The sequence below is a fragment of the Clostridium sp. AM27-28 genome, assembly GCF_003480955.1.
Lineage (GTDB): Bacteria > Bacillota > Clostridia > Lachnospirales > Lachnospiraceae > Otoolea > Otoolea fessa.
The window spans coordinates 100814-126391 of record NZ_QUJT01000006.1; the positions used below are offsets into that span (position 1 = coordinate 100814).

Genomic DNA, 25578 nt, shown 5'->3' on the forward strand with positions numbered 1-25578 from the left:
GTTGATGATAGATAAGACAGGAGGCAAAAAGAATGAAAAAAGCGAAGAAAAAGGGGAAAAGTTACAGTCAAGGCTGGTTTGAACGTCAGTCAAGGCGTTTCATGTCAGTGCTTTTGTGCAGCAGTATGTTGAGCACAAGCGTGGCAAATACAGCCGCATTTGCAGCTGCCACATCCGAAGGAGGGGATGAAAGACAGGAATTTTCATTGGAAAAAGAAGTTCTCAGGCAGGCAATCCGGGATGCTGCTAAAAAAGGGAAGACAGTAAAAGAGGATGCATTTACGTTTTCCGGCGATGAGGCAGAAACCTACGAGGGACTGTTTGAAGAAGGAAATCTATATGAACTGCATCCAGATTTCGAGAAGAAAAACGACCGGCTTACTTTGAAAATGTATGCCCGCTTAGAGGATGAAGAGGACATGGATCAGTATACGATCAGCGGAAATGAAGAAATTATTTTCCTGATGACCAATTCTTCTTCAAAAGAGCGCACCGGACGGATTCTGGTGGATGGAAGAGCCAGCGTATGGATGACGGTTGCGCCATTTGGTGAAGTAAAAAAGCAGGTTGAGCTGGAGACAGAGGAAGCGGTTCCGGCCGAGATAGAAAATGAGGTAAAAGAACCGGAAAGTGCAGTTCCGGCAGGAAGTGAAGATATCACAGAAGAGGATACGGCTCTGGAGGACGATGTAAAAGAGCAGGAAAATGCTTCAGATACAGGTAACAATCAAATAAAAGAAGAAACCTCGGATCCAGAAAAACAGGACAAAGCAGAGCAGAAGGAGCAGGAACCGAATACAGGAGATTCAGAAGATACCTCGGATATAAAAGAAGAACCGGAAGCAGCGGATGACAAGAAAGATTTATCGGAGCTGGATTCTGAGAACGAGAATGAAAAAGCAGGCATGGATGCGTCCGAAACAGATACATCGGATTCAGAAAATGACAGCGCCCAGGACGAAGATTCAGTTCAGGTATCACGTTCGGCTCATTTTTCGATGTTTTTGACTTCAGCTGCAATGGCATCTCCGTCTGATGCAAAAGAAGAAGAGAACGAGAACGATGAAAACGAAAAAAATAAGGCGATTGTAGGCGACGAAGCAGAAGAAGACAATTTTGAACGCATTCTGGGGGATTCATATGAAACGGTAGGCATTAAGAATGCATCCGCAGCCGCATTTGTAACTTCCGCGATGGAGCTTGGTCTGACAGACGTAGCTATTTTGTCGGCAGTGGAAGTGGAAGAAATTCCACACTGGCAGATTTCGAAGTCTAAAAAAGCTACCAATCTGGACGAAAACTTTGAATCCCAGGTAACACTTTCCCTTCCGTCAGCGGAGGAAAAACTGGAAAATGACATTGTGTTTGTGCTGGATAAATCTACCAGCGTGCAGCTGGAAAATGAGGCGTTAGAGATGCTTAAGGAGCTGCAGGCGCAGGCAAAGAAAAATGGCGCAAAAGTAAAGGTTGGAGTCGTTATTTTTAATAAAGAAGCGCATAAGTCTGACTTTATGGATTTGGAAACCCAGTATGATGCGATTGCGGCAGCGATCCGTGAGAATATTAGCAGCGGAACGAATCTTTCGGCTGGAATCCTTGCAGGCAAGAAAATGCTGGATGAGGATACGCAGGTGGCAGCAGGAAGAAAGAGCCTGGTGCTTTTAAGCGATGGCATTACCTATATTTTTGGGGAAAAACCGACGGCGGTTGCCTGGGGATTTGAGAATGATGGTTCAGAACATTCCTGGGCGGGACCGGATCACTGGAGTCTTAAATATGGGAATAATAAAGCATTATCGGAGGATGAGTGGAACGAGCGCCTGGGTACAATCAAAGCGCAGATGGATGCACAGGGCGATGAATTTGACCATCCATATGAAGCAAGGAGATTTAACGCCATGTACCCCACCTGGTGAAGGAAAAGAACGTGCCAATAGCGTTGATAAAGCACTCTATCTTTCCTATGAGGCATATCTGGAAGCGGCGAAGGAACAGTATCACTGCTATGCGATGCCGATTGGTTCATCTGCTGGTGAAAGCTATCCATGGGGACCGAGCTTTGTGAAATATCTGGCAGACGGAAAAACGGTAAGTTTTGAAGATATCAAAAATGACATCCTTTATGCCGTCGATCGGGACTCGACTGTGGAAGATTATATGGGTTGGGTCAAGGATGACTACAATTTTGACTTAAAGAGCATCGACCGTCTGACTGTTGGCGGCAGGGAGCTTTCTAAATGGAAAGATGGAAATACCGTTTATTTTGGAAATGAAGACGTGAATGCAGCTCAGTATCGTTTTAAGGTGGAATACGATCCGTCGGATAAGGAAGGCGGAGAACATTTCATCTGGACGATGAATGAGGCGGTAAAAAATAATGAACCGGTGCAGCTGACCTATACGGTAAAACTGGTAAATCCGAAGAACAATCCAGGAGAATCGTATGGACGGTATGATGAAGACGGAAGCGAAGAGTATGATGGACTTTATACGAACCAGAAAGCAGTGCTGCATCCGGTTGGAAGCGATCAGGAAAAAGGAAAAACGGAAGTATTTTCGAAACCGACTGTATCATATACGATTCAGGGAGGAGAACTTCCGACGATTCCAGAGGGAGGAACTTCTAAATCGAAGACAGCAGAACAGCTGGATGAAAATTTTAAGTCTCAAGTGGCTTTGTCCTTGCCGTCAGCGGAGGAGCAGCTGGTAAGTGATGTGGTGCTTGTCTTAGATAAATCAACCAGCACGGGACTGAAAGAGCAGGCATTGGAAATGCTTCAGAACCTCAAGAAAGAAGTGCAGGAAAAGGGAGCAAAGGTCAAAGTGGGAGTAGTGCTCTTTAACAAGGAAGCGCATACGGATGGATTTATGGATTTGGAGACCCAATATGAGGCGATTGAAGCAGCCATTTGTCAGGAAATTAAGAGTGGAACCAATCTTCACGCAGGTATTTTAGCGGGTAAATCAATGTTAGACCAGGATACAGGAGTGGCAGATGAACGCAAGACACTGGTAGTTGTCAGTGATGGTATTACCTATATGTTTAATGAGAATCCGACGGCGGTTGCCTGGGGATTTATGGCAGATTCTCCGAAACATTTTGCAGGACCGGATAACTGGAAATCCAAGTATGGAAATAATCAGGCACCGACGGACTGGAATGCATGGCTGACCGGCATAGGAGCCAGACTTTCAGAGCAGAAAGATACACACGACTATCCATATGGAACGGAACCGGATGCATCGCTTATTACACCGGTGGAGGAAGCAGGAAATTATGTGAATTCGATCGATAAGGCATTATATCTTTCATACGAGGCGTACGCACAGGCAGCTTCGGAAGGATATCACTGCTATGCGATGCCGATTACGCCGCCCGGAACGGCAAGTAACTATGAGTGGGGAATGAGTTTCATGCGGTACCTCGCGAATGGAAAGCAGGTTTCATTTGACAGTATAGAAAATGATATTTTGTATGCCGTTGATAAAGGTTCTGTTGTGAAAGATTATATGGGCTATGTGAAAGAGGATTATAACTTTGATTTCGATCACTTAGACCAGCTGACAGTAGGGGGAAAAGCGCTTTCTATGTATCAGGAGGGCAACACCTGGTATTTTGGAGACGGAGAACCGGGACCGCAGAATTATCGTTTTAAAGTGGTATATGACGCGGGAAATAAGGCAGAGACAGAGATGTTTACCTGGTATATAAATGAACCAGTTTCAAACTTTGCACCGGTGCAGCTGACCTATACCGTAAAACTGATAAACCCAAAGACGGCGGATGGAACCTATGGAAAATATGACCGGGACGGCAGCCAGCACTATGAAGGGCTCTATACCAATCAGGAGGCGGTCCTGTATCCGGTAGACAGCCGTGGAAATGAGTATCGGCCAGAAGAATTCCCGAAGCCGACCGTATCATATGTGGTAGAACATGGAAGCCAGGAACCGGGATCTGATCCTACCCCGACCCCGAATCCAGGCAATAACGGAGGCGGAAGCCACGGCGGTCACGGAGGCGGAAGTAGTTCTGGCAGTAAAAAGTCTTCGACCACAACCGCGTCGGGACCGGCAGCCCAGCCGACGGAACCGGTTACGCCGGTTGTACCAGAACCTCAGCCGGTTGTACCGGCAGAAGGACTTCCGAAGACCGGGGATACGGATCGGATGGATGTGCCGATGGCTCTGCTGGCAATTGGAATGATGGCAGCAGCTTATGTATTAATGACGGGCAGAAAAAAGACGGAAGAGTAAGACGAGACATAGAAAAATAAAAATTGCCCGGTTATAAGAGCAGGTTTTTAGGGCGGCGCCAGAAATAATGGCGCTGTCCTAAAACTATGCTGTTATCTGTTTCGTTTTGTATGCAAATTAATACATCATTTATAAAAATATATAATTTGCTTAATAAATAAAGGCGCAGAACGTTTCACGGGCAAAGATGGAGGGATCGATGCAAAAGTGGACACGGAAAGCAGCGGCTGTGATAGCTGTCATCTGTTTGGCGTTTGGTACAGCGGGGGTGGCAATGCATAAATGGGATGAAATGCGTCAGGAGAAGGCGCAGGAAGAGCTGACCGCTCAGGTTGTGGGAATGTCGGAAGCAGGGACGACAGGAGAAACAATGCCGGAGAAAAAAGTGCCAGAAGTGGAAAATGAGATAGGTGAGACGAATGCAATAAAGGAGACAGAATATGTGTCAGCAATTGATTTCGCAGTGCTGGATTCCCAGAATCCGGACGTCGTTGCCTGGATTCAGATTCCGGGAACACAGATCAATTATCCGGTGGTTCAGGGGAAGGACAATGATTATTACCTGCACCGTGACCTGAACGGGCAGAAGAGCACGGCGGGCACGATTTTTCTGGACTATGCCGATCGGGCAGATTTTTCGTCCCTGCATAACGTGCTGTACGGTCATCACATGAAGAATGGAAGTATGTTTAAGGACATTTCCAGATACAAGGATCGGGGCTATTTCGATCAGCATTCAGAAATCATTCTTTATACGCCGGAGCGGGAGATTCATTTAAAAGCCCTGGCGGCTGTCTGCACATCGCCGGATGCGATCCGCCGGAAAACGGAGTTTGCATCGGGAGAAGAATTTGCGTCATATATTCAGCAGATGACAGCGGGCGCGAGCGCGTCCGCGCCGGTCGAGGGGATGATCGTGCGTTTGTATTCATTTGTGACATGCAGCTATGAATTTAACAATGCCCGGACAATTCTATATGCGTATGAGGCGGCAGAATAGAATGGGAAATAGATCTATAACAGGAGGTAAGAATATGAAGAAGTTAGAGACAAAGGGGAGGAGCCGGAAACAGAGGCATCATTTGTTTCATAAAGAAATGAAGCAGATGAAGCGTCTTTTGTCTGTCTGTTTGTGCACCAGTATGATCAGTACCAGTATTGGAAGTACGACGGCGCTGGCAGCAACGGCTCCGCTGTTGGAAAAGAATGAGGCGGAAGAAGAAAATCAGAATTTTGTCCTAGATCGGGAAGAGCTGAGTGAGGCACTATTAAAAGCGGTGAAAGGAAAACCGGTCAAGGAAGATGCCCTAACCTTTGAGGGAGAAGAATCAGAAGCGTATGAGACACTGTTTCAGGAAGATGGTTCCCTCTTTGAATTGCATCCGGATGTGAAAGCACCGGACGGAAAGGTAAATTTAAAGGTCTATGCGAGACTGGATGAAAAAGAGGATCTGGATCATTATACGATCACGGGCGAGGAAGAAATTTTATTTCTGCTGTTAAATCGTTCTTCTGAGAAAGAATATGGGTAGATAGAGGTAGATGGAAAACGAAGCGGAAAAGTTTCGATTCTCTCATCTAAAGAGTTAAAGAAGCAGATCCAGGATGAAGAAATGGAAGCAAGCGAAGAAACGGGAGTTTCCATTTCGAATGGTGCGGAAGAAAAATCAAATAAAACGGCTGGAGAGTCTGAGAAGAAAGAAAATGTAAAAGAGACAGATTCGCAGGAACCAGAAAAAGAGAATCCGGTGGAAACTCCGGAAAAGGTGGACAAGTCAGAGAACCCGGCAAGTGAACCGGAAAAAGGTTCAGAGGCGGAAAATCCGGCGAATAAAGCAGAAAACGGGGCAGAAGCAGAGAACCCGGCAAACGAGCCGGAAAAGAGCCAGGAAGCAGGCTCGGGTGCGGGTGATGCGGGAAAAACAGGTACCCCAGAAGAAAAGGACAGTCAGCCGGATGCAGATTCGGGCTCAGAAAATGAAAAGAATGATTCTGCAGGCAGCGAAGCAGGGGACGTGGCGCAGGTATCGCGATCGGATCATTTTAAGATGTTTCTGACAGCGGCACCGGCGACGGCGAGCGAGATAAAGACGGAAGATGAGACATCGGAGAAAGAAACGAATACAGCCGACCAGCCGGATGCGGAGACGGAAGTCGAGATAGAAGACGGAGCAGAGCGGCTAGAGGGCGAGACATATGAGAGCGTTCTTCTTAAAAATACGGCAGCTGCTGCATTCGTGACGACCGCTGCAGAGCTGGGACTTTCCGGCAGTGTGGATGATGCGGTCTACACGGTCAATACAGATTCCGCTGTACTTACCCTGACGGTACCGGCGGGTGCGTTTGAAGAAAAAGTAAAGCTGAAAGCAGAAGAGATCAAGGACGGAAGCGAAGAACATCAGACATTGAGCGATCAGATCCATGAAGAAGGATACCGCGCGGATTCCTTTACAGCCTTTGATGTGAAATTTGTAAACGAGGCAGGAGAGGAAGTCGAGCCATCCGAAGAAGTCAAGGTCAGCATTCAGTTTAAAAAGAATGCAGTTGAAAGTGAGACAGGAGAAAATTTGGAAGAGACAAAAATCCTGCATATTCATGAGGATGTCATCACAGAACTTTCTGAGGTTGAAATCCAGGATAGCACAGAGGACAGTGAAAAGACAGCAAAACTGACCTTTGGCGTCAACGAATTTTCTATTCTGCTGGCTTTAAACGAGGCAGCTGCCGGTGTGGCAGAGGTAAATGGGACAGCGTATGATACGCTGGAAGCTGCGTTCGCGGCAGCAGACGATGGGGATACGGTGAAGGTGCTGAAAAACTGTGGACTGTCAAAAGCCGTTTCAGTTGATAAAGCTCTTACACTTGATTTGAATGGAAAAGTAGTAAAAGTAAAAGTAGTTCCGGAAGCAAAAGCAAAACAGACAATCAGTGCATTTGCGGTTGCGGAATCGGTAACCTTTACGGTTTTGAATGGTCTGCTTGGCGGAAGCGGCAAGGGTGCAGATAACCGTGCGATCGAGGCAAACGGCGGAACAGTCATTCTGAGGAATACGATTCTGGCAGGTTTTCAGGCGTTATCTGGAAACGGCGGCGCTGTTTTGATGAATGGAGGTACGCTGGAAGCAGAGAAATGTAATTTCGGTTATTTTACAAGAGAAGATAATAATTACAAAGAATATAGTGGACAGGGAAATTTCGCCCAGAGCGGAGGTGCTGTCTATACTTCTCAGGCAGCGGTTAAAATGGAGAAGTGTAATTTGTTTTATAACAGCGCGATTGATATGACAGGAACGACCGGACAGTATTGGTTTGGCGGCGGTGCGCTTTTTGCAGATCGCGGAACGGTGACACTGAATGAAAATTATTTCTTCTCTAATACATCTAAGGATTATGGTGGAGCAATCCATCTGGATGCGGTGCAGACGGCAGAATTGACAGGCAACCGGATTCGAAATTCACATGCTTATAACCATCGGATTACAGAGATGGCAGCCAGAGGCGGCGATGGCGGTGCGATTTACAGCCGTATATCGAAAACAGTTACATTGAAGAACAATGTCATTACAGAAAATAGCAGCATGGGAAATGGCGCCGGGCTGTGGGTACTTGGAGCGGCTGATTGTGTTCTGACATTGGAAGGAAATACCATTGCTAAGAATGAAGCGGGTCAGCGTGGCGGCGGTATGAAGCTGAATATGGATAAGAACAGCCAGGTGAATTTAATCAGTGGTTTGATCAGTGAAAATAGATCGTCTGGCTTTGGCGGCGGAATTGATTACACGAATCACGAGAATCCAACGCTTCATCTTACGAATGTTCTGATAACAGGAAATCGGGCATCGCGTGGTGCAGGAATCTGGGCGTGCCCGACCTCTGAGACAGAGGTTTATTCAACTTTGGGCGGCGCTTTTTATGGAAATAAGGCAACTGGGAAGACAGGCGGCATTTCCTATTCTTATGAAGCATCAGGAGATGAGATCCGCTATGAAGGAACCGATACACCGGATAAGTTCTCGATTCAGAGCAACCCGCCGAGCGCAACTACCCACATTTCTGTTTCCGGTCGTTCTCTGGGCGGCGGTGTGATCAGATGGTATTCTGATGAGGCGGAAAATCGCTATCAGGCTGGAAATCCAGAAGCGGATCCGGCTATTTATACCAATACAAATAAGTCATTTGGTTTACATGGAGAGTTGAGTGAGGAGCACCAGAAATTGGCGTCTTCGGAGGCGCAGCTTGTTATCAGTGACAATGTTTCCAAGCGTGGCGGCGGTATTGCAACGAACAGTCCAGTCGTGATTGGTATGGAATATGCAGATGTGGCGGTAGAAGTAACCAAAAAATGGACCGAAGAAACTCATCCAGACCACGTGTACGTGGATCTCTACCGCGTAGGCGATACGAGCGGTGAAAAAGTGAAGCTCGACAGTCACGCAGAACTAAATGCGGAGAATAACTGGTCGGCGTCGTTTGAGGATCTTCCGTCAAAATGCGTTTCGAATGGAGAGGTGGAAGATTGTCACTATATTGTGGAAGAAGAAACGCTGGAAGGATGGAAGGGAAGTTCCAGTACAGAATATGACAAGGAAAACAAAACCTATCACATTACACTGACCAATGCACCAATCCGGTACGGCAGCCTGACGGTTTCCAAAGAGGTCACCAGAAGCGGAGACAAGGAAAAAGCGTTCACGTTTAAAGTAACCTTGCAGGGCGGCACTGCATTGAACGGAAATTATGGCGATATGGAATTTGTCGATAATGTAGCAACATTTACATTAAAGCACGGCGAGAGCAAGTCAGCAGCCGGTCTTCCGGAGGGAACTGCTTACACGGTGGAAGAGAGCGGAAATGAAGGCTATACCGTGACGAAAACAGGAGATGTAGGAACAATCGCTGGTGGAGAAACAGCAGTTGTAAAATTTGTCAATGCCATGAGCGGAGGCGATAATCCAACTCCAACACCAGATCCGACCCCGGATCATAATGGCGGTGGAGGTCATGGTGGTCACGGCGGTGGAAGTGGTTCTGGCAGTAAAAAGTCTTCGACCACAACCGCGTCTGGTCCGGCAGCAGAACCGACCGAACCGGTTACACCGGTTGAACCAGAACCTCAGCCGGTCGTACCGGAAGAGGGACTTCCGAAGACTGGAGAGGATCAGATGAATGTGCCGATGACTGCACTTACAGTTGGAATGATGGCAGCAGCCTATGTATTAATGACAGGTAGAAAAAAGACAGAGGAATAGAACGGGACATAGAAAAATAAAGACTGCACGGTCATAAAAGTAGATTGATAGGGCGGCACCAGTAAATTGGCGCCGCCCTAAAACTATGCTGGAATGTGGCTATCCTTAGATAAAATACTCCGCCTCACTTCTGCGTGTATAGTTCTGCTCCAGCATCGCAACGTGGGACATAAAAGCCTCGTTGTCGAAGTATTTGGCGCCAGCCGGGCAGATCTTGATGCACGCCTGGCACTTGATGCAGATACCGGTACAGGTGTCCGGTGCATCCGCCGGGATAGAACCCATCGGACAGACGGTTGCACAGATGCCGCATCCGGTACATTTTTCCAGATCGGTAACTGGTTTGGCTTTCAGGAAGACAGCCGGTTTTCCGTCGGTGCCGAGCGGTGTGTAATATGGTCCGACCGGATCATCGCCGCGCACGGCAATCGGAGCCGGGATTTCGGTCAGGGAAGTGATCTTTTCAGCTGCTTTGATGCCGAATGCATGGATCTGTGCGAGATCATCTGCATCTGGACGTCCGGTTGCCAGCTTGTCGCTGAATACGTGCTCGGTCGGGATACCGGCACCCGCAATGGTGTGGAAACCGTGCGCCTCTAATTCATTGCGAAGCTCGATGAGCCCATTGTCGAAGTTGCGGTTTCCGAAGACAGCCACCGGAATGGCAAGCGCGCCATTTCCCTCAAAATGGGTCTGTACAAATGGGAGCATCTTGTTCGGGATGCGTCCCGCGTAGACCGGGGTGCCGATGACGAGCAGATCGTCTGCCCCGTATGTATGAACTTTTTCGCGGCTTTCCGGCAGCGTGAAATCATAGGAATCCATCGGGACGCCGAGTGTGTCAGCGATCGCCTGCGTCAGCGTGGTAACAACCTTTTTCGCGTTGCCGGTCGGGCTGAAATAGACTGCGTGTACGTGATTGATTTTCATGAAAATACCTTCTCTTCATATGTTTAAATTTAATTCGGCGAAATACCTTATTATAGTAGGTATTTTAATGGATTTATGGTGGACTGTCAATGAAACTGGAGTTTTTTGGTTATTGGGCACGTATGCGTGAATAGTAATATGTTTTTTGCAGAATCGCCCAAAATATCATTACATATGTCTTGTCACATGAAATAATATGTGCTATACTGGTGCGGATGCACAAATGAAGTTTTGGATTGAAAGAGAACTCTGTTTGCGATAGGAGCATAGAGTGGCAGATAGTATTCTGCGATTTGAAGGCTGAACTATCTGCAGGATAAAAAGATAAGTGCAAACGTATGGTATAGAAAGGAAGGCAACAAAATGGTCCGGGAGGAAAATTATGATGTGGTCATCGTCGGGTGTGGCGTAGGCGGTCTGTACACCGCTTTAAACCTGCCGTCGGAAGACCGGATCTTAATGATTTGCAAGGAAGATATAGAGAGCTGTGATTCCATGCTGGCGCAGGGAGGTATCTGCGTGCTGCGGGATGAGACAGATTATGATGCGTATTTTGAGGACACGATGCGCGCGGGACACTACGAGAACCGCAAGGAGAGTGTGGATATCATGATCCGCTCCAGCCGGGATGTGATAAATAATCTGCTGAAATTAGGCGTAGGGTTTGACAAAAATCCAGATGGCAGTTTAAAATATACAAAGGAGGGCGCGCATTCGCAGCCGCGTATCTGTTTCCATGAGGACATCACGGGAAAAGAGATCACGACGACCCTGCAGACGCGTGTAAAAGAACTTCCGAATGTAGAAATCCGGGAATATACTGTTATGACGGATATTTTGGTAGAAAAGGGCATCTGCACCGGTATTCTGGCAAAGAATGCAGACGGCGATATTTTAAAGATTCATGCGAAAGACACGGTTCTGGCGACCGGCGGTATCGGTGGGCTTTACAAGCATTCGACGAACTTCCCGAGCCTGACAGGTGATGGGCTGGATGTGGCAAAGAAACACGGCGTGCGTCTGGAACATCTCGATTATGTCCAGATTCATCCGACCAGCCTGTACAGCAAGAAGCCGGGACGCAGCTTCCTGATTTCAGAATCGACCCGGGGCGAGGGAGCAGTTCTGTTAAATGGAAAGGGCGAGCGCTTTGTCGATGAGCTTCTGCCGCGTGATGTGGTGACGCAGGCGATCGAGAAGGAGATGGAAAAAGAGGGCAGCGATCATGTATGGCTGTCGTTTAAGGCAGTTCCGGAGGAGACGATCCGGAACCATTTTCCGCACATTTATGAGGAGTGCTTAAAAGAGGGCTACGATATCACGAAGGAACCGGCTCCGGTCGTACCGGCGCAGCATTATTTTATGGGCGGTATCTATGTCGATCATTTCTCCGAGACGACGATGGACCACCTGTATGCGGTTGGTGAGACGAGCTGCAACGGCGTACACGGAAAGAACCGGCTTGCCAGCAACAGTCTGCTGGAAAGCCTTGTATTTGCAGAGAGAGCGGCAGGCAAGATCGCCGGACGGGAGGACGAAGAGTATGAATCCAATTACGATGCAGCTTGTTGCGGATGAGTATATCCGCATGGCGTTAAAGGAAGATATCAACAGTGAGGACGTTTCGACGAACGCGGTCATGCCGGAATACCGCAAGGGCGAGGTACAACTCTTAGCCAAGGCAGACGGTATTATCGCCGGTTTACAGGTGTTTGAGCGCGTGTTTAAACTTCTGGACGAGGCGACCGAGACAAAATTTGAGGTAAAAGACGGGGATACCGTCACAAAAGGGCAGTTTTTAGGCGTGATCACCGGCGACATCCGGGTGCTTCTTTCCGGCGAGCGGACGGCGCTCAACTATTTACAGCGGATGAGCGGCATTGCGACCTATACGAATCAGGTGGCGAAGCTCTTAGAAGGAACGAAGACGACGCTTTTAGATACGCGCAAGACGACCCCGTGTATGCGTATATTTGAAAAATATGCGGTCAAGGTTGGCGGCGGTAGCAACCACCGTTACAACTTATCGGACGGCGTGATGCTCAAGGATAACCATATCGACGCAGCCGGCGGAGTTAAGGCGGCGGTTGAGGCGGCGAAGAAATATGCCCCATTTGTCCGCAAGATCGAGGTGGAGACGGAAAATCTCGATATGGTGCGCGAGGCAGTGGAAGCGGGCGCTGATATTATCATGCTGGATAATATGACCCCGGACGAGATGGCGGAGGCGATCCGCATCATCGACGGACGCGCCGAGACGGAGTGTTCCGGAAATATGACGAAGGAAAATATCGCAACGATCACGAAATTAGGCGTAGATTATGTGTCCAGCGGCGCGCTGACGCACTCGGCACCAATTCTGGATTTGAGCCTCAAACATCTGCGGGCATTATAAAAATTTAAAAACTAAGAAAGGACAGGGAAAACAGGATGGAAACAACGATGACAGGAGTACAGCGGAGAAAGAAAATACTGGAAATGCTGGGACAGTCATCCACACCGCTTTCCGGCGGGGCGCTGGGGCGGGCAGTCGGCGTGAGCCGTCAGGTGGTGGTGCAGGATATCGCGCTTCTGCGTACCGAGGGACACCCTGTCCTTGCGACTGCCCGCGGTTATGTGCTGGAGGTGCCGCACCAGACGGAACGCCTTTTTAAAATGTGCCATACGACCGAGCAGACGCGCGAAGAGCTGAATACGATTGTTGATCTGGGCGGCGAGGTGCTGGATGTCATGGTCAACCACCGCATCTATGGAAAGGTATCGGCGCCGTTAAATATCCGCAGCCGCCGCGATGTTGAGGCATTTGTGGAAAATATCCGGACTGGGCGTTCCACGCCGCTTTTAAACGTGACATCGGGCTATCATTTCCATCACGTGGCTGCCGATCAGGAGGAGATTCTCGACGAGATCGAGGCAGCGCTGCGGGAAAAGGGATTTCTGGCGGACTTCCTGTCATACGAGCAGGAAGAGGTGGAAAAATAGGGGGAAAGTCAAAAGAAATGAATTTTTGAAATTATTTTAAAAAATATGAAATTTCCTGTTGACATTCTTTTTCAAATGTTATATACTATCTTTGCTGTCGATGAGACAGATAAGCAGTTGGCTGAGAGGTCAGGTGCGGGAATGGTTACAGTGCCGGATAAAACGGTCAGAATCGCAAAATGAATATGAGTCTGTAGCTCAGCTGGATAGAGCAACGGCCTTCTAAGCCGTGGGTCGGGGGTTCGAATCCCTTCAGGCTCGTCGAATCTGTTTCGACAGATTCCTATGGTGGATATAGCGCAGTTGGTTAGCGCGCCAGATTGTGGCTCTGGAGGCCTAGGGTTCGAATCCCTATATCCACCTTCCTTTTAAAAGGATCTTTTGCTGATGGGCTATCGCCAAGCGGTAAGGCACAGGACTTTGACTCCTGCATTCGTTGGTCCGAATCCAACTAGCCCAGTTAAATATGGGGTATTAGCTCAGTCGGTAGAGCACTTGACTTTTAATCAAGTTGTCCGGGGTTCGAATCCCCGATGCCTCATTACGAAGACACATTGCAGACGCGATGTGTCTTTTTGTGTAATGGGAAATCCCTTGGAAGTCTCTATTACACAAAAAGGCGCTAACGTGCCAATGATGCGCGCTCGCGCGAAATTGTAATATGAGGAGGTTTTAAGTTATGGCAAAAAAGTCCATGCGCGTAATCGGGGAGTACACAATGATCACAGCGGCGACCTTTGTCGTGGCGGCAGCCGTCTATTTCTTTCTGATTCCGAGCGGTGTATCGGTGGGAAGTATTTCCGGTCTGGCGATGCTTTTGGGAAATGTGATACCGCTGCCGATTTCAGTGCTGACCTTTATTTTAAATGCGGCGCTTCTGGTGGTGGGCTTTCTCTTTATCGGACGCGAGTTCGGCGTCAAGACGGTGTATACGTCACTGATTCTGCCGGTTTTTCTGTGGGTGTTTGAGCAGGTTTTTCCGGATTTTGTGTCGATCAACCAGGATGCGATGATGGATACGGTCTGCTATATCTTTGTTGTCAGCGTTGGTCTGGCTCTTTTGTTCTGGATGAATGCCTCGTCGGGCGGTCTGGACATCGTGGCAAAGCTCTTAAACAAATATTTCCATATGGAGCTGGGAAAAGCGATGGCGCTTCCAGGCATGTGTGTGGCGCTCTCATCCGTGTTTTTTAGCGATAAAAAACTGGTGGTGCTGGGCATTCTGGGCACATACTTAAACGGAATTGTGCTGGATCATTTTATTTTCGGTCTGAATCTGAAAAAGAGAGTTTGCATTATCTCGGAAAAAGAAGAAGAGATACGCCAGTTTATCCTGCATACGCTTCACAGCGGCGCGACGATCTATCAGGGATTCGGCGCGTTTGACAATGAGCCGAAGACGGAAATTATCACGATCGTAGATAAAAACGAATATGCACAGCTCATGCCGTATATATTAAAAACAGATCCGAAGGCATTTGTGACGGTGTATGCGGTGAATGAGATTATTTATCGTCCCAAAAGATAGAAAATGATGTTACTGATAAAAAAACTCAGTAAGCAAAAATGAACAAAATTTGCTTGACGTGGTAAGTGATTCATGATATAGTCTCATTAAAGTTAGATGAGACTAACCTATGAAAAGGAAAATAGAAGGCAGAAAAAGCCTTTTATTTTTTAAAAGATAGTTATCCATATCTAACTAAAGGTAGATATGGCTAACTAAGAGAAGCAGTTAGGAGGCAGAAAGATGGAACGGTTGTTTGAAGAAGTATTCGTAGAGGTGTGTGCGCCGACTCTTCGTGGTATCAAACCGTCGAACTTGTTCCGCTATCAGCCGCAGAACCGTGATAAACTCCTGGAAACGCTTGATTTCTGGAACCGGGAACTGGAACCGTCGGGGCTTCAGGTGCGGGCGCTTAAAGAGTGCAGCCGGACGGGCGCGTTTCTGATTCTGGTGTACCGCGAGGAATGGCTTCGCTTCATTCTGGGTAAAATATCTGTACAGCACTTTTTAAAAAAGTCTGGTTACCAGATGAAGAAGACGGTCGATGGATTTTTGAGGCAGCTTTCCAACCGGCTTTGTCTGGAACATGATTTTCCACATGAGATTGGCATTTTCCTGGGGTATCCGCTTGAGGATGTTGTTGGATTCATTGAAAATCAGGGAAAAAATTATACCTGCAGCGGTTACTGGAAGACGTATGGCGACCCGCAGGAAGCAAAACGGCGGTTTGATTCATACCGGGAATGCACGGAAGTGTGCCGGGAGAAATACCGTCAGGGGACACCGATTATTCAGCTTGTAAAAGCCGCATAATAAATCTAAGTAAGTAAATTATTCACAAGGAGGAAATAAAAATGAGCAAGGTAGCAATTGTATACTGGAGCGGAACGGGAAACACAGAGGCTATGGCAAATTACGTAGCAGAGGGCGTTAAGAAAGCGGGTGGCGAGGCTGATTTATTTACTTCCGCAGAGTTTGGCGCTGACAAAGCTGGCGAGTATGACAGAATCGCATTTGGCTGCCCGTCTATGGGGGCTGAACAGTTAGAGGAGTCTGAGTTCCAGCCGATGTTCGACGAGGTTAGCCCGGTTCTCTCTGGCAAAAAGATTGCATTATTCGGTTCTTACGGATGGGGCGACGGCGAGTGGATGCGTACCTGGGAGAGCGACTGCATGACTCTGGGCGTAACCATGGCTTGCGAGCCGGTAATCTGCAACGCAACGCCGGACGAGGCAGCAGGTGCTGAGTGCGAGGCACTGGGCGAGGCTCTTGCAAACGCATAAGTAAAATCGCATAAAAACACATATATAATAAGAAGAAGTACAATTACCTGCGAACGCAGGACATCTTAAATTGCCATAATAAAGATGCTTAAAAATTGAAAATCAGAAAAGGAAGTGTCCTCCCGCGGCGCTTCCTTTTTTGTGGGCAAATATCCCCTTTTCGAAAACTCCAAAATGTGATATGATAAAAAATAAAACTGTTTGATTTGACTCAAACAACAGTATCAATTTACGAAAAGAAACAACGGAGGGAATGTATATGGAAGAAAATAAAAAACCATTGGCAGAGGGAGAGGAGAAGGAAGAGGCTGTCTCCAAGAACTTTATCGAGCGCGAGATTGACAAAGATCTGGCAGAGGGCGTTTACGATCATGTCCAGACGAGATTTCCTCCGGAACCGAACGGATATCTTCATATTGGACACGCTAAATCGATTATTCTGAACTCTGGACTGGCAAAAGAATACAACGGAAAATTCAATCTCCGTTTTGATGACACCAACCCGACGAAGGAGAAGACGGAGTTTGTTGAGTCGATCATCGAGGATGTAAAATGGCTGGGCGCTGATTTTGAGGACCGCCTGTTTTTTGCATCCAACTATTTCCAGCAGATGTATGAGTGTGCAGTTCTTCTTATTAAAAAGGGAAAAGCATTCGTCTGCGATCTGACAGCTGATCAGATCCGTGAGTACCGCGGTGATTTTAACAATCCTGGTAAGGAAAGCCCATACCGCAACCGCAGCATCGAGGAGAACTTACAGCTCTTTGAGGAGATGAAAGAAGGCAAATATGCGGATGGCGAAAAGGTATTGCGTGCGAAAATTGATATGGCATCCCCGAACATCAATATGCGTGATCCGGTTATTTATCGTGTAGCCCATATGCATCATCACAACACCGGGGACAAATGGTGCATTTACCCGATGTACGATTTCGCTCATCCGATTGAGGATGCGATTGAGCACATCACGCATTCGATTTGTACGCTGGAATTTGAGGATCACAGACCGCTCTATGACTGGGTCGTAAGAGAGTGCGAGTTTGAGAACCCGCCGCGCCAGATTGAGTTTGCGAAGATGTATCTGACCAACGTCATTACCGGAAAACGTTATATCAAGAAACTGGTAGAAGATAAGATTGTAGATGGCTGGGATGACCCGCGTCTGGTAACCATCGCAGCGCTGCGCCGCAGAGGTTACACGCCGGAATCCATCCGCCGCTTTGTAGAGCTGGCAGGTGTCTCCAAAGCAGATAATTCCATCGACAGTGCAATGCTAGAGTACTGCCTGCGCGAGGATCTGAAATTAAAGAAGTCCCGTGTGATGGCAATTCTTGACCCGGTCAAGCTTGTTATCGACAACTATCCGGAAGGACAGATCGAGGAGCTGGATGCACCAAACAATATGGAGAACGAGGAACTTGGTTCCAGAAAGATTCCATTTGGCAGAGAACTTTACATCGAACGCGAGGACTTTATGGAAGAACCACCGAAGAAATACTTCCGTCTCTTCCCGGGCAATGAGGTCCGCCTGATGAACGCGTACTTTGTTACCTGCACCGGATTCGAGAAAGATGCAGACGGTAATGTAACGGTTGTTCACTGTACCTACGATCCAGAGACGAAGAGTGGTTCCGGCTTCAATGCAAGAAAGGTAAAAGGTACGATTCACTGGGTAGCAGCACAGACTGCACTGAAAGCAGAAGTACGTCTCTATGAGAACCTGGTAGACGAGGAAAAGGGCAAACTCAATGCAGATGGAACGCTGAACTTAAATCCGAATTCCCTGCGCGTTCTGAAAGAGTGTTACTTAGAGCCGGGTCTGAAAGAGGCAAAAGCATTTGAGAGCTTTCAGTTCGTCCGCAATGGATACTTCTGCGTGGACTGCCGCGACAGCGAGCCGGGCAAACCGGTTTTCAACCGGATTGTTTCGCTGAAGAGCTCTTTCAAGCTTCCGAAATAAATCGAGAACAACTCTTGAAAATGTATAAAAAAATACAGAAAAAAGCGGCTTTGTTCTGATGGAAAAAGGAGAGAACGGGACTTTCAGAATACATTTTAGAATATGAGCAAAATGCTTGAGAGGTCTTGGCGATTCTTCCGGGGGTTATTAAGAAAAATGTAGAAAAATGTAGTAATAACCTATAAAAAGCAGGTTGTTTTTGCTAATAAAACACCCTGCTTTTTGTGCATAATTTATGAAAGGCTTGGTTGACAATCAGGGGGGTTACTGTTATAATTTAAGTAAAGTGAGCTGATCATGTCAATCTGTGGCTTCACTTGTTACAGTTAAGGGGAAAAGCCCCTTATAAATTGCTTTCAAAAATGGAATGCATTCCACAATACGGAATCTTACTGGTGGAATTTTATAAGTATAATTTTTCACAAAGAAAGCAGAACCTAAAATAAATAAGGAGGTGCAATGCACAATGTGGACTGAACCAACTATGCCTTTCGGGCAGTCAGTTATCGTTTCTCTGCTGGGTCTTTCGGTAGTTTTCCTGGCTCTGATCTGTCTGGCTCTGGCAATTATGGTAATTTCCAAGATTCTCCGCTCCGTTGTTTCTGATGGTGCTAAGGCCCCGGCCGCAGCACAGAAAGCAGCACCGGCTGTGTCGGATGAAGCTGATAAGGAATTACTTGCCGTGCTGATGGCAACGATCGGGGATGACCTCGGATTGCCGACAGACAAGTTTAAGATCTTGAGCGTGACAGAAGTTAAGTAATGAGAAACAGGAATGAAAGGAAATCGAAAGGAAGGTTAGAGCAGTTATGAAGTATACGGCTACCCTCAATGGAAAACAGTACGAAGTAGAACTTGAAAGAATCGATGCATACGAGCCAATGCCGCGTTACGGCGAGGCTCCGGCAGCAGCACCGGCAGCACCGGCAGCACCGGCAGCTCCAGCACCGGCGCCTGCACCAGCAGCACCGGCTCCTGCACCAGCAGCTCCGGCGGCAGCACCGGCAGCAGGTGCAACTACCGTAGAGGCTCCGATGCCAGGTAAAATCCTGAACATCAAAGTATCTGCAGGACAGGCAGTTAAGTTTGGTGAGACCGTCATCGTGATGGAAGCTATGAAGATGGAAACTGAAATCGTTGCTCCGGCAGACGGTACAGTAGCACAGATTCTTGTCAAAGCAGGCGACGCCGTTGACACAGGTGCAGCACTGGTTACCCTGAACTAATAGACGATACTATGATAAATAGCAACTGTTTACAAAAAGGAATTTTCGGAACTGAAAATTCTGTATGATACAGTTCAGGCAACAGATTTTGCCGATTTGGAATACAAAGCATCGGCAAAATCCCATTACTGGGCACACATGTGTGAACAGTAATGATAAACATTCGAAAGGACGTAAAGAATTATGAAATATGTTGCTACGATCAATGGAAAGAAATACGAAGTTGAAGTAGAAAAATTAGAAGCTTACAAATCTCTGGATCGTAATGGTGTAGCAGCTCCGGCAGCTCCGGTTCTTCCGGCATCCGCACCGGTACAGAGACCGGCAGCACCGGCTCCGGCTCCAGTTGCAGCAGCACCGGCTCCAGCTCCGGCACCGGCAGCAGCTCCGGCTCCGAAGGCAGCAGCTCCGGCGGGCGCAACTACCGTAGAAGCTCCAATGCCAGGTAAAATCCTGAACATCAAGGTATCTGAAGGACAGGCGGTTAAATTTGGCGAAGTAGTAGTTATTATGGAAGCCATGAAAATGGAGACTGAGATCGTTGCTCCGGCAGACGGTACAGTCAGCAAGATCCTTGTTAAGGCTGGCGATTCTGTTGATACAGGAGCTGCTCTGGTTGCTCTGAACTAGGAGGTTAGGTAATGAACTTTTTTGAAATATTAAAAGAGCTTCTTGCACAGTCGGGTTTCGCAGCATTGACCTGGAGAAGCTGTGTAATGATTCTCATTGCTTTTGTATTATTATACCTGGCAATTAAAAAGCAGTTCGAGCCGCTTCTTCTGCTTCCGATTGCATTTGGTATGTTCCTGGCAAACCTGCCGTTGGCTGACCTGATGAAGGAAAGCGAGCCGTGGTATACCGCAGGTGTTCTGCGTATCATCTACGGCGGTGTTAAGTCCAGTTTGTTCCCGTGTCTGATCTTCATGGCAGTAGGTGCCATGACAGACTTTGGTCCGCTGATTGCAAACCCGGTGAGCCTTCTGCTTGGTGCAGCTGCTCAGTTCGGTATCTACATTGCATTCATGCTGGCTAACGCAACTGGTCTGTTTACAGTAGGTGAGGCAGCTGCTATCGGTATCATCGGTGGTGCAGACGGTCCGACCGCTATCTATGTAGCTAACAACCTGGCACCGGATCTGGTTGCTCCGATCGCCGTTGCCGCTTACTCCTACATGGCGCTGATTCCGCTGATTCAGCCGCCGATCATGAAGCTTCTTACCACTAAGAAAGAGCGTTCCATCGTTATGAAGCAGCTCCGTAAGGTAAGCAAGGTTGAGAAGATCGTATTCCCGGTATTCGTAGTACTGTTCTGCTCCCTGCTTCTTCCGTCCGTAGCTCCGCTGCTTGGTATGCTGATGCTTGGTAACCTGCTTCGTGAATCTGGTGTTACAGAGCGTCTTTCTGATACAGCTCAGAACGCACTGTGCAACATCGTAACTATCATGCTTGGTACTACCGTAGGTGCGACCGCAAACGGCGAGATCTTCCTGCGTGTTCAGACCATCGCTATCGTTTGCATGGGTCTTCTTGCATTCGCATTCGCTACCATCGGAGGTGTTCTCCTTGGTAAGGTGCTGTGCGCTGTAACCGGCGGCAAGATCAACCCGTTAATCGGTTCCGCTGGTGTATCTGCTGTACCGATGGCTGCCCGCGTTTCTCAGACAGTTGGTGCAAAAGAGAATCCGACCAACTTCCTTCTGATGCACGCTATGGGACCAAACGTAGCAGGTGTTATCGGTTCTGCCGTAGCAGCAGGTTTCTTCATGCTGATTTTCGGTTAATCGAATATTGATTTTTGGCTGTTGCAGCCGGGATCTGGCTGCATCTGGCCTGCGAAAGACCGCAGCGCCGGAAGTACCGGATCCCGTTTTTACTTATTTATATAGGTAGTTATAGAAAATTTTTTTAAAGGAGGCTTTATTGTGGCTAATAAAGTAATGTCTTTACACGATGCCGTAGAAAAGTATGTATGTGACAACGATGTACTTTGTCTCGGCGGATTTACAACAAACCGTAAACCGTATGCAGCAGTTTACGAGATCCTTCGTCAGGGTAAAACTGGTTTTGTAGGCTGGTCTGGCCCGGCAGGTGGTGACTGGGATGCGTTAATCGGTGAGGGCCGTGTGAGAGCCTACATCAACTGCTATACTGCAAACTCTGGTTACACCAACGTAGCTCGTCGTTTCCGTGCAGCTATCGAGAAGGGTGAGCTTACATATGAGGATTATTCTCAGGACGTTCTGATGCTTCAGCTTCATGCTGCATCTCTGGGTCTTCCGTACCTGCCGGTACGTATGATGCAGGGCTCCGGACTTGTTAAGTTCTGGGGTATCAGCGAAGAGAAGAGAAGAACCATGGAAGGTGTTGACAACCTGAAATGCGTAGAGATCGAGAACCCGCTTGAGCCAGGCGAGAAGCTGCTGGCTGTTCCGGTTCCGAAGCTTGACTGCGCTATCATCCATGTTCAGCAGGCATCTCCGGATGGAACCTGTATCATCGATGGTGATGAGTTCCATGACGTAGATATCGCTGTAGCTGCAAAACGTTGTATCGTTACCTGCGAGGAGATCGTAAGTGATGAGTATATCCGTCGTGACCCAACCAAGACAAGAATCTTTGGTGAGTGTGTAGACGCCGTTGTTCGTGCACCGTACGGTGCTTGGCCGGCACAGTGCTACGGCTATTATGATGATGATGATAAGGGCTTGAAAGAGTACGACAAGGCTTCCAAGTACCTTGACGCTGAGGATGCTAAGGCACAGCTTCAGAAGGCTGCAGACAAAGCTGCTAAGGCTGCTGCTGCTAAGCCGGAAGATGAGAAGCTTGCAAAAGCTGCAGAAGTTGCTGCACAGGCTGCAAAAGATGCTGCTGACGGCACCAAGATTCCGGAGACCTTCAAGGATTACCTTCAGAAGTATGTATATGGATGCAAGGATCAGGATGATCTGCTCAACGTACTGGGCGGCGCTCGCCTCATGAACCTTAAGAATGAGCCGCATCTTGGCTATTCTACCAGACATTAATTGAGGGAGGGAAAATCTAAAATGGCTGATTATACAAAGTATACAAAGCAGGAAATGCAGGCTTACGCCATCGCAAAAAATATTAAAGAAAATCAGATCGTTATCGTTGGTACCGGTCTTCCGTTAATCGGTGCATCCCTGGCAAAACGTGTTGTTTGCCCGAGCTGCCATCCGATCGTAGAGAGTGGTCTTATGGATTGTTCTCCGATCGAGGTTCCGCGTTCTGTAGGTGACAACCGTTTCATGGCTCACTGTGCAGTACAGTGGCCAAACGTTCGTTTCGTAGGTTTCGAGGCTAATGAGTGGTTACATGATGCTGATCGTATGATCGCATTCATCGGTGGCGCTCAGATCGACCCGTACGGAAACGTTAACTCTACCTGTATCTTTGGTAAGGGTGATTATGTTAAACCTACCACACGTTTCACCGGTTCTGGCGGTGCAAACGGAATCGCTACCTTCTGCAACACCATCATCATGATGCAGCATCAGAAGAGAAGATTCATGGAGCATGTTGACTACATCACAAGCTGTGGCTGGATGGACGGCCCTGGCGGACGTGAGAGAGCAGGTCTTCCGGGCAACCGTGGACCGCAGATGGTAGTTACCGATCTTGGTATCATGAAATTCGACGAAGAGACCAAGAGAATGTACCTGGCTTACTACTATCCATTCTCCTCTCCGGAAATGGTTCAGGAGAACACTGGTTTCGAGATCGATACCTCCAGAGCTCAGCTGATGGAAGGTCCGGATCCGGAGATCATCCGCGTTATTCGTGAAGAGATCGACCCAGGTCAGGCATTCATCAAAGTTCCGAAGGAGACTAAGTAATTAGCCTTCCATAGGGAATCAAGACAGATATCATTTCTGTCGATTAATTAGTTACTGATTGCAGGCGGGACAGGAGACGAACTGTCCCGCAAGCAATTCATTTATAACCATTTTTATTTTTTATTTTATAAGGAGAAAAGAAGACATGAATATGTATTCAATGCCAGGATATTTCCAGAATATGCCTACTGTTGGTAAAGCTCTGGTTAATCCGAATCCGGAAAACGAGCAGGAACTGAAGGCTGTTGAGAACGACATCCATGAGTCCATTAAGCAGGCTCTTGATGCTGGTATCACAACCGAAGAGAAGTTAAACGCACGTGGACAGCTTTCTGCTACACAGCGTATCAACGCCCTGATCGATCCAGGTACATGGTGCCCGTTAAACAGCCTTTACAATCCGGAAGACAACCGTTTCCAGACAACTAACGTTCTGAATGGTCTTGGCCGTGTAAATGGCAAATGGGTTTACATCATCGCTTCTGATAACAAGAAGATGGCTGGTGCTTGGGTTCCGGGACAGGCAGATAACCTGCTCCGTGCTGCAGATACCGCTAAGATGCTGCATCTGCCGTTAGTATACCTGTTAAACTGCTCAGGCGTTGAGTTCCCGAATCAGGACAAAGTATACCCGAACCGTCGTGGTGGTGGTACACCGTTCTTCCGCAACGCTGAGTTAAACCAGCTTGGTGTTCCGGTTATCGTAGGTATCTACGGAACCAACCCGGCAGGTGGTGGTTACCACAGCATTTCCCCGACTATCCTGATCGCTCATAAAGATGCGAACATGGCAGTTGGTGGCGCTGGTATCCTTTCCGGTATGAACCCGAAGGGTTACATCGATGAGGAAGCAGCAGAGCAGATCGTTAACGCTCAGATCGAGAACAGCAAACATCACGTTCCGGCTCCGGGTTCCGTGCCGATCCACTATGATGAGACCGGATTCTTCCGTGAAGTTTACGAGGATGATTTAGGCGTTATCGAGGGAATCAAGAAGTACATCAACTACCTTCCGTGCTTCAACCTGGAGTTCTTCCGTGTTGACAGCCCGAAGGCTCCGCAGCTTCCGGCTGAGGATCTGTACAGCATCATCCCGATGAACCAGAAACGTCCGTACGACATCTACGATGTAATCGGCCGTCTGTTTGATAACAGTGAGTTCTTCGAGTACAAGAAAGGCTACGGTCCGGAGATCGTTGCTGGTCTTGCAAAAGTTAACGGCCTTCTGGTTGGTGTTATCGCTAACGTACAGGGCTTACTCATGAACTATCCGGAGTACAAACAGGGTTCTGTAGGTATCGGTGGTAAGCTGTACCGTCAGGGTCTGATTAAGATGAACGAGTTCGTTACTCTGTGTGCTCGTGATAAGACACCGGTTATCTGGCTGCAGGATACCACAGGTATCGATGTAGGCGATGACGCTGAGAAGGCAGAGCTGCTTGGTTTAGGTCAGTCCCTGATCTACTCTATCGAGAATGCTAAGCTTCCGTCTCTGGAGGTTACTCTTCGTAAGGCAAGTGCTGCTGCTCACTACGTTCTGGGTGGTCCGCAGGGCAACAACACCAACGTATTCTCTATCGGTACAGGTGCTTGCGAGTACTACGTAATGCCGGGTGAGACCGCTGCAAACGCTATGTACTCCAGAAAGCTTGTTAAAGCTAAAAAAGCTGGCGAGCCGCTTCAGCCGATCATCGACAAGATGAACGCTATGATCCAGATGTACACAGACAAATCTCGTCCGAAATATTGTACAAAACAGGGTATGGTTGATGAGATCGTAGATCTGACCGATCTTCGTCCGTACATCCAGGCATTTACCGAGGCTTATTATCAGAATGCTCAGGCTATCTGCCCGATGCATCAGATGCTGGCTCCGAGATCTACTCGTGAGTTCATCAACTACGGTAAATAATTATCAAATTAAAACGGCATTGTGATAGGTGCCGCTAAGATAACATTTTAAAAAGAGAAGGCGCGTAAGTACGCGGCTGACAGTGATAGTGTAAATAGTGATAAGTAACAAATTGATAGTGTGAATAGTGTGAGGCTCTGGCGAAGCGGCTTGTCTGTATGACTGGAAATGAACCGTTTTGCCGGATGCTTGCAGATAAATCGGGCAAAGGAACTGGAACCTTTGCTCGATTTATTGGTATACTCAGGCAGATAAGTAATAAGTAATAGTTTTGTTAAGAATTATTTTATAACATTTTCAAGATTTTACAGCGACTTTTAGTTGATTTTGTGGTATTATGATGGGTGGAGACGATGTGATAGCACGGATCTGCCAAAACATCGTTGAAACAAAAATCAGGCATAGAAAGTCAGTATTG

General features: G+C 47.8%; 20 protein-coding genes and 4 tRNA genes. 23 read left to right on the forward strand and 1 reads right to left on the reverse strand.

From position 1 onward, the window contains the following. Positions 1-32 precede the first annotated feature (32 nt). The 5 genes from DW720_RS08260 to DW720_RS08280 all read left to right on the forward strand — a co-directional run bounded on the left by DW720_RS08260 (position 33) and on the right by DW720_RS08280 (position 9506). Positions 33-1916, forward strand: a complete 1884-nt coding sequence (locus DW720_RS08260) for a VWA domain-containing protein (protein ID WP_118749510.1) — start codon at positions 33-35, stop codon at positions 1914-1916. Further along, complete coding sequence (locus DW720_RS08265) at positions 1858-4257, forward strand: VWA domain-containing protein (RefSeq protein ID WP_182436534.1); 2400 nt, start codon at positions 1858-1860, stop codon at positions 4255-4257. The genes DW720_RS08260 and DW720_RS08265 overlap by 59 nt, the downstream gene beginning before the upstream one ends. A gap of 199 nt (positions 4258-4456) precedes the next feature. Further along, on the forward strand, positions 4457-5257 hold the full coding sequence (srtB, locus tag DW720_RS08270) for a class B sortase (protein WP_182436535.1): 801 nt from the start codon (positions 4457-4459) through the stop codon (positions 5255-5257). 34 nt (positions 5258-5291) lie between these two features. Next, positions 5292-5789, forward strand: coding sequence for a hypothetical protein (locus tag DW720_RS08275; RefSeq protein ID WP_118749513.1), 498 nt, complete (start codon positions 5292-5294; stop codon positions 5787-5789). 81 nt (positions 5790-5870) lie between these two features. Next, the gene (locus DW720_RS08280; protein ID WP_118749514.1) at positions 5871-9506 is read left to right on the forward strand and encodes a Cna B-type domain-containing protein; all 3636 of its coding nucleotides are present in this window, start codon (positions 5871-5873) and stop codon (positions 9504-9506) included. Between the two features lie 105 nt (positions 9507-9611). Here the strand turns inward: DW720_RS08280 and DW720_RS08285 are convergent, their stop codons facing one another. Continuing rightward, complete coding sequence (locus DW720_RS08285; protein WP_118749515.1) at positions 9612-10436, reverse strand: EFR1 family ferrodoxin; 825 nt, start codon at positions 10434-10436, stop codon at positions 9612-9614. Positions 10437-10799: 363 nt separating this feature from the next. On the opposite strand from DW720_RS08285, the gene DW720_RS08290 reads away from it, so the two are divergent. From DW720_RS08290 to DW720_RS08375, 18 genes are all read left to right on the forward strand, one after another. Next, complete coding sequence (locus DW720_RS08290; RefSeq protein ID WP_118672630.1) at positions 10800-12014, forward strand: L-aspartate oxidase; 1215 nt, start codon at positions 10800-10802, stop codon at positions 12012-12014. Next, entirely contained in the window at positions 11980-12831 is an 852-nt protein-coding gene (gene nadC, locus DW720_RS08295) for a carboxylating nicotinate-nucleotide diphosphorylase (RefSeq protein WP_118524040.1), read from the forward strand. The genes DW720_RS08290 and nadC overlap by 35 nt, the downstream gene beginning before the upstream one ends. 47 nt (positions 12832-12878) lie before the next feature. Next, entirely contained in the window at positions 12879-13418 is a 540-nt protein-coding gene (locus DW720_RS08300; RefSeq protein ID WP_333489813.1) for a transcription repressor NadR, read from the forward strand. A 187-nt stretch (positions 13419-13605) separates the two neighbouring features. Beyond that, positions 13606-13679 (forward strand) — tRNA-Arg (locus DW720_RS08305). Positions 13680-13706: 27 nt separating this feature from the next. Next, positions 13707-13780: transfer RNA gene (locus DW720_RS08310), tRNA-His, on the forward strand. Positions 13781-13806: 26 nt separating this feature from the next. After that, positions 13807-13878, forward strand: a tRNA-Gln gene (locus DW720_RS08315). A gap of 8 nt (positions 13879-13886) precedes the next feature. Next, positions 13887-13959 (forward strand) — tRNA-Lys (locus tag DW720_RS08320). Positions 13960-14097: 138 nt separating this feature from the next. Further along, positions 14098-14946, forward strand: a complete 849-nt coding sequence (locus tag DW720_RS08325; RefSeq protein ID WP_118628646.1) for a YitT family protein — start codon at positions 14098-14100, stop codon at positions 14944-14946. A gap of 222 nt (positions 14947-15168) precedes the next feature. Beyond that, positions 15169-15738 carry a DUF3793 family protein gene (locus DW720_RS08330; protein ID WP_118524039.1) on the forward strand — a complete coding sequence of 190 codons (570 nt, stop codon included), beginning with the start codon at positions 15169-15171 and terminating at the stop codon, positions 15736-15738. A 41-nt stretch (positions 15739-15779) separates the two neighbouring features. After that, positions 15780-16208, forward strand: coding sequence for a flavodoxin (locus tag DW720_RS08335; RefSeq protein ID WP_022359957.1), 429 nt, complete (start codon positions 15780-15782; stop codon positions 16206-16208). 259 nt (positions 16209-16467) lie between these two features. After that, a complete protein-coding gene (locus DW720_RS08340) occupies positions 16468-18168 on the forward strand; it encodes a glutamine--tRNA ligase/YqeY domain fusion protein (RefSeq protein WP_118467955.1) in 1701 nt (566 codons plus the stop codon). Between the two features lie 466 nt (positions 18169-18634). Continuing rightward, a complete protein-coding gene (locus DW720_RS08345; protein ID WP_022359955.1) occupies positions 18635-18931 on the forward strand; it encodes an OadG family protein in 297 nt (98 codons plus the stop codon). 46 nt (positions 18932-18977) lie between these two features. Next, entirely contained in the window at positions 18978-19394 is a 417-nt protein-coding gene (locus DW720_RS08350; RefSeq protein ID WP_118749516.1) for an acetyl-CoA carboxylase biotin carboxyl carrier protein subunit, read from the forward strand. Between the two features lie 183 nt (positions 19395-19577). Beyond that, a complete protein-coding gene (locus tag DW720_RS08355; protein WP_117796387.1) occupies positions 19578-20024 on the forward strand; it encodes a biotin/lipoyl-containing protein in 447 nt (148 codons plus the stop codon). An 11-nt stretch (positions 20025-20035) separates the two neighbouring features. Further along, positions 20036-21175 carry a sodium ion-translocating decarboxylase subunit beta gene (locus DW720_RS08360; RefSeq protein ID WP_117796388.1) on the forward strand — a complete coding sequence of 380 codons (1140 nt, stop codon included), beginning with the start codon at positions 20036-20038 and terminating at the stop codon, positions 21173-21175. A 141-nt stretch (positions 21176-21316) separates the two neighbouring features. Beyond that, a complete protein-coding gene (locus DW720_RS08365; protein WP_022359951.1) occupies positions 21317-22417 on the forward strand; it encodes a CoA-transferase in 1101 nt (366 codons plus the stop codon). A gap of 21 nt (positions 22418-22438) precedes the next feature. Continuing rightward, positions 22439-23248, forward strand: coding sequence for a glutaconate CoA-transferase subunit B (gene gctB / locus DW720_RS08370; RefSeq protein WP_107000305.1), 810 nt, complete (start codon positions 22439-22441; stop codon positions 23246-23248). A 145-nt stretch (positions 23249-23393) separates the two neighbouring features. Continuing rightward, on the forward strand, positions 23394-25160 hold the full coding sequence (locus DW720_RS08375) for a carboxyl transferase domain-containing protein (RefSeq protein WP_107000304.1): 1767 nt from the start codon (positions 23394-23396) through the stop codon (positions 25158-25160). Positions 25161-25578: the final 418 nt, after the last annotated feature.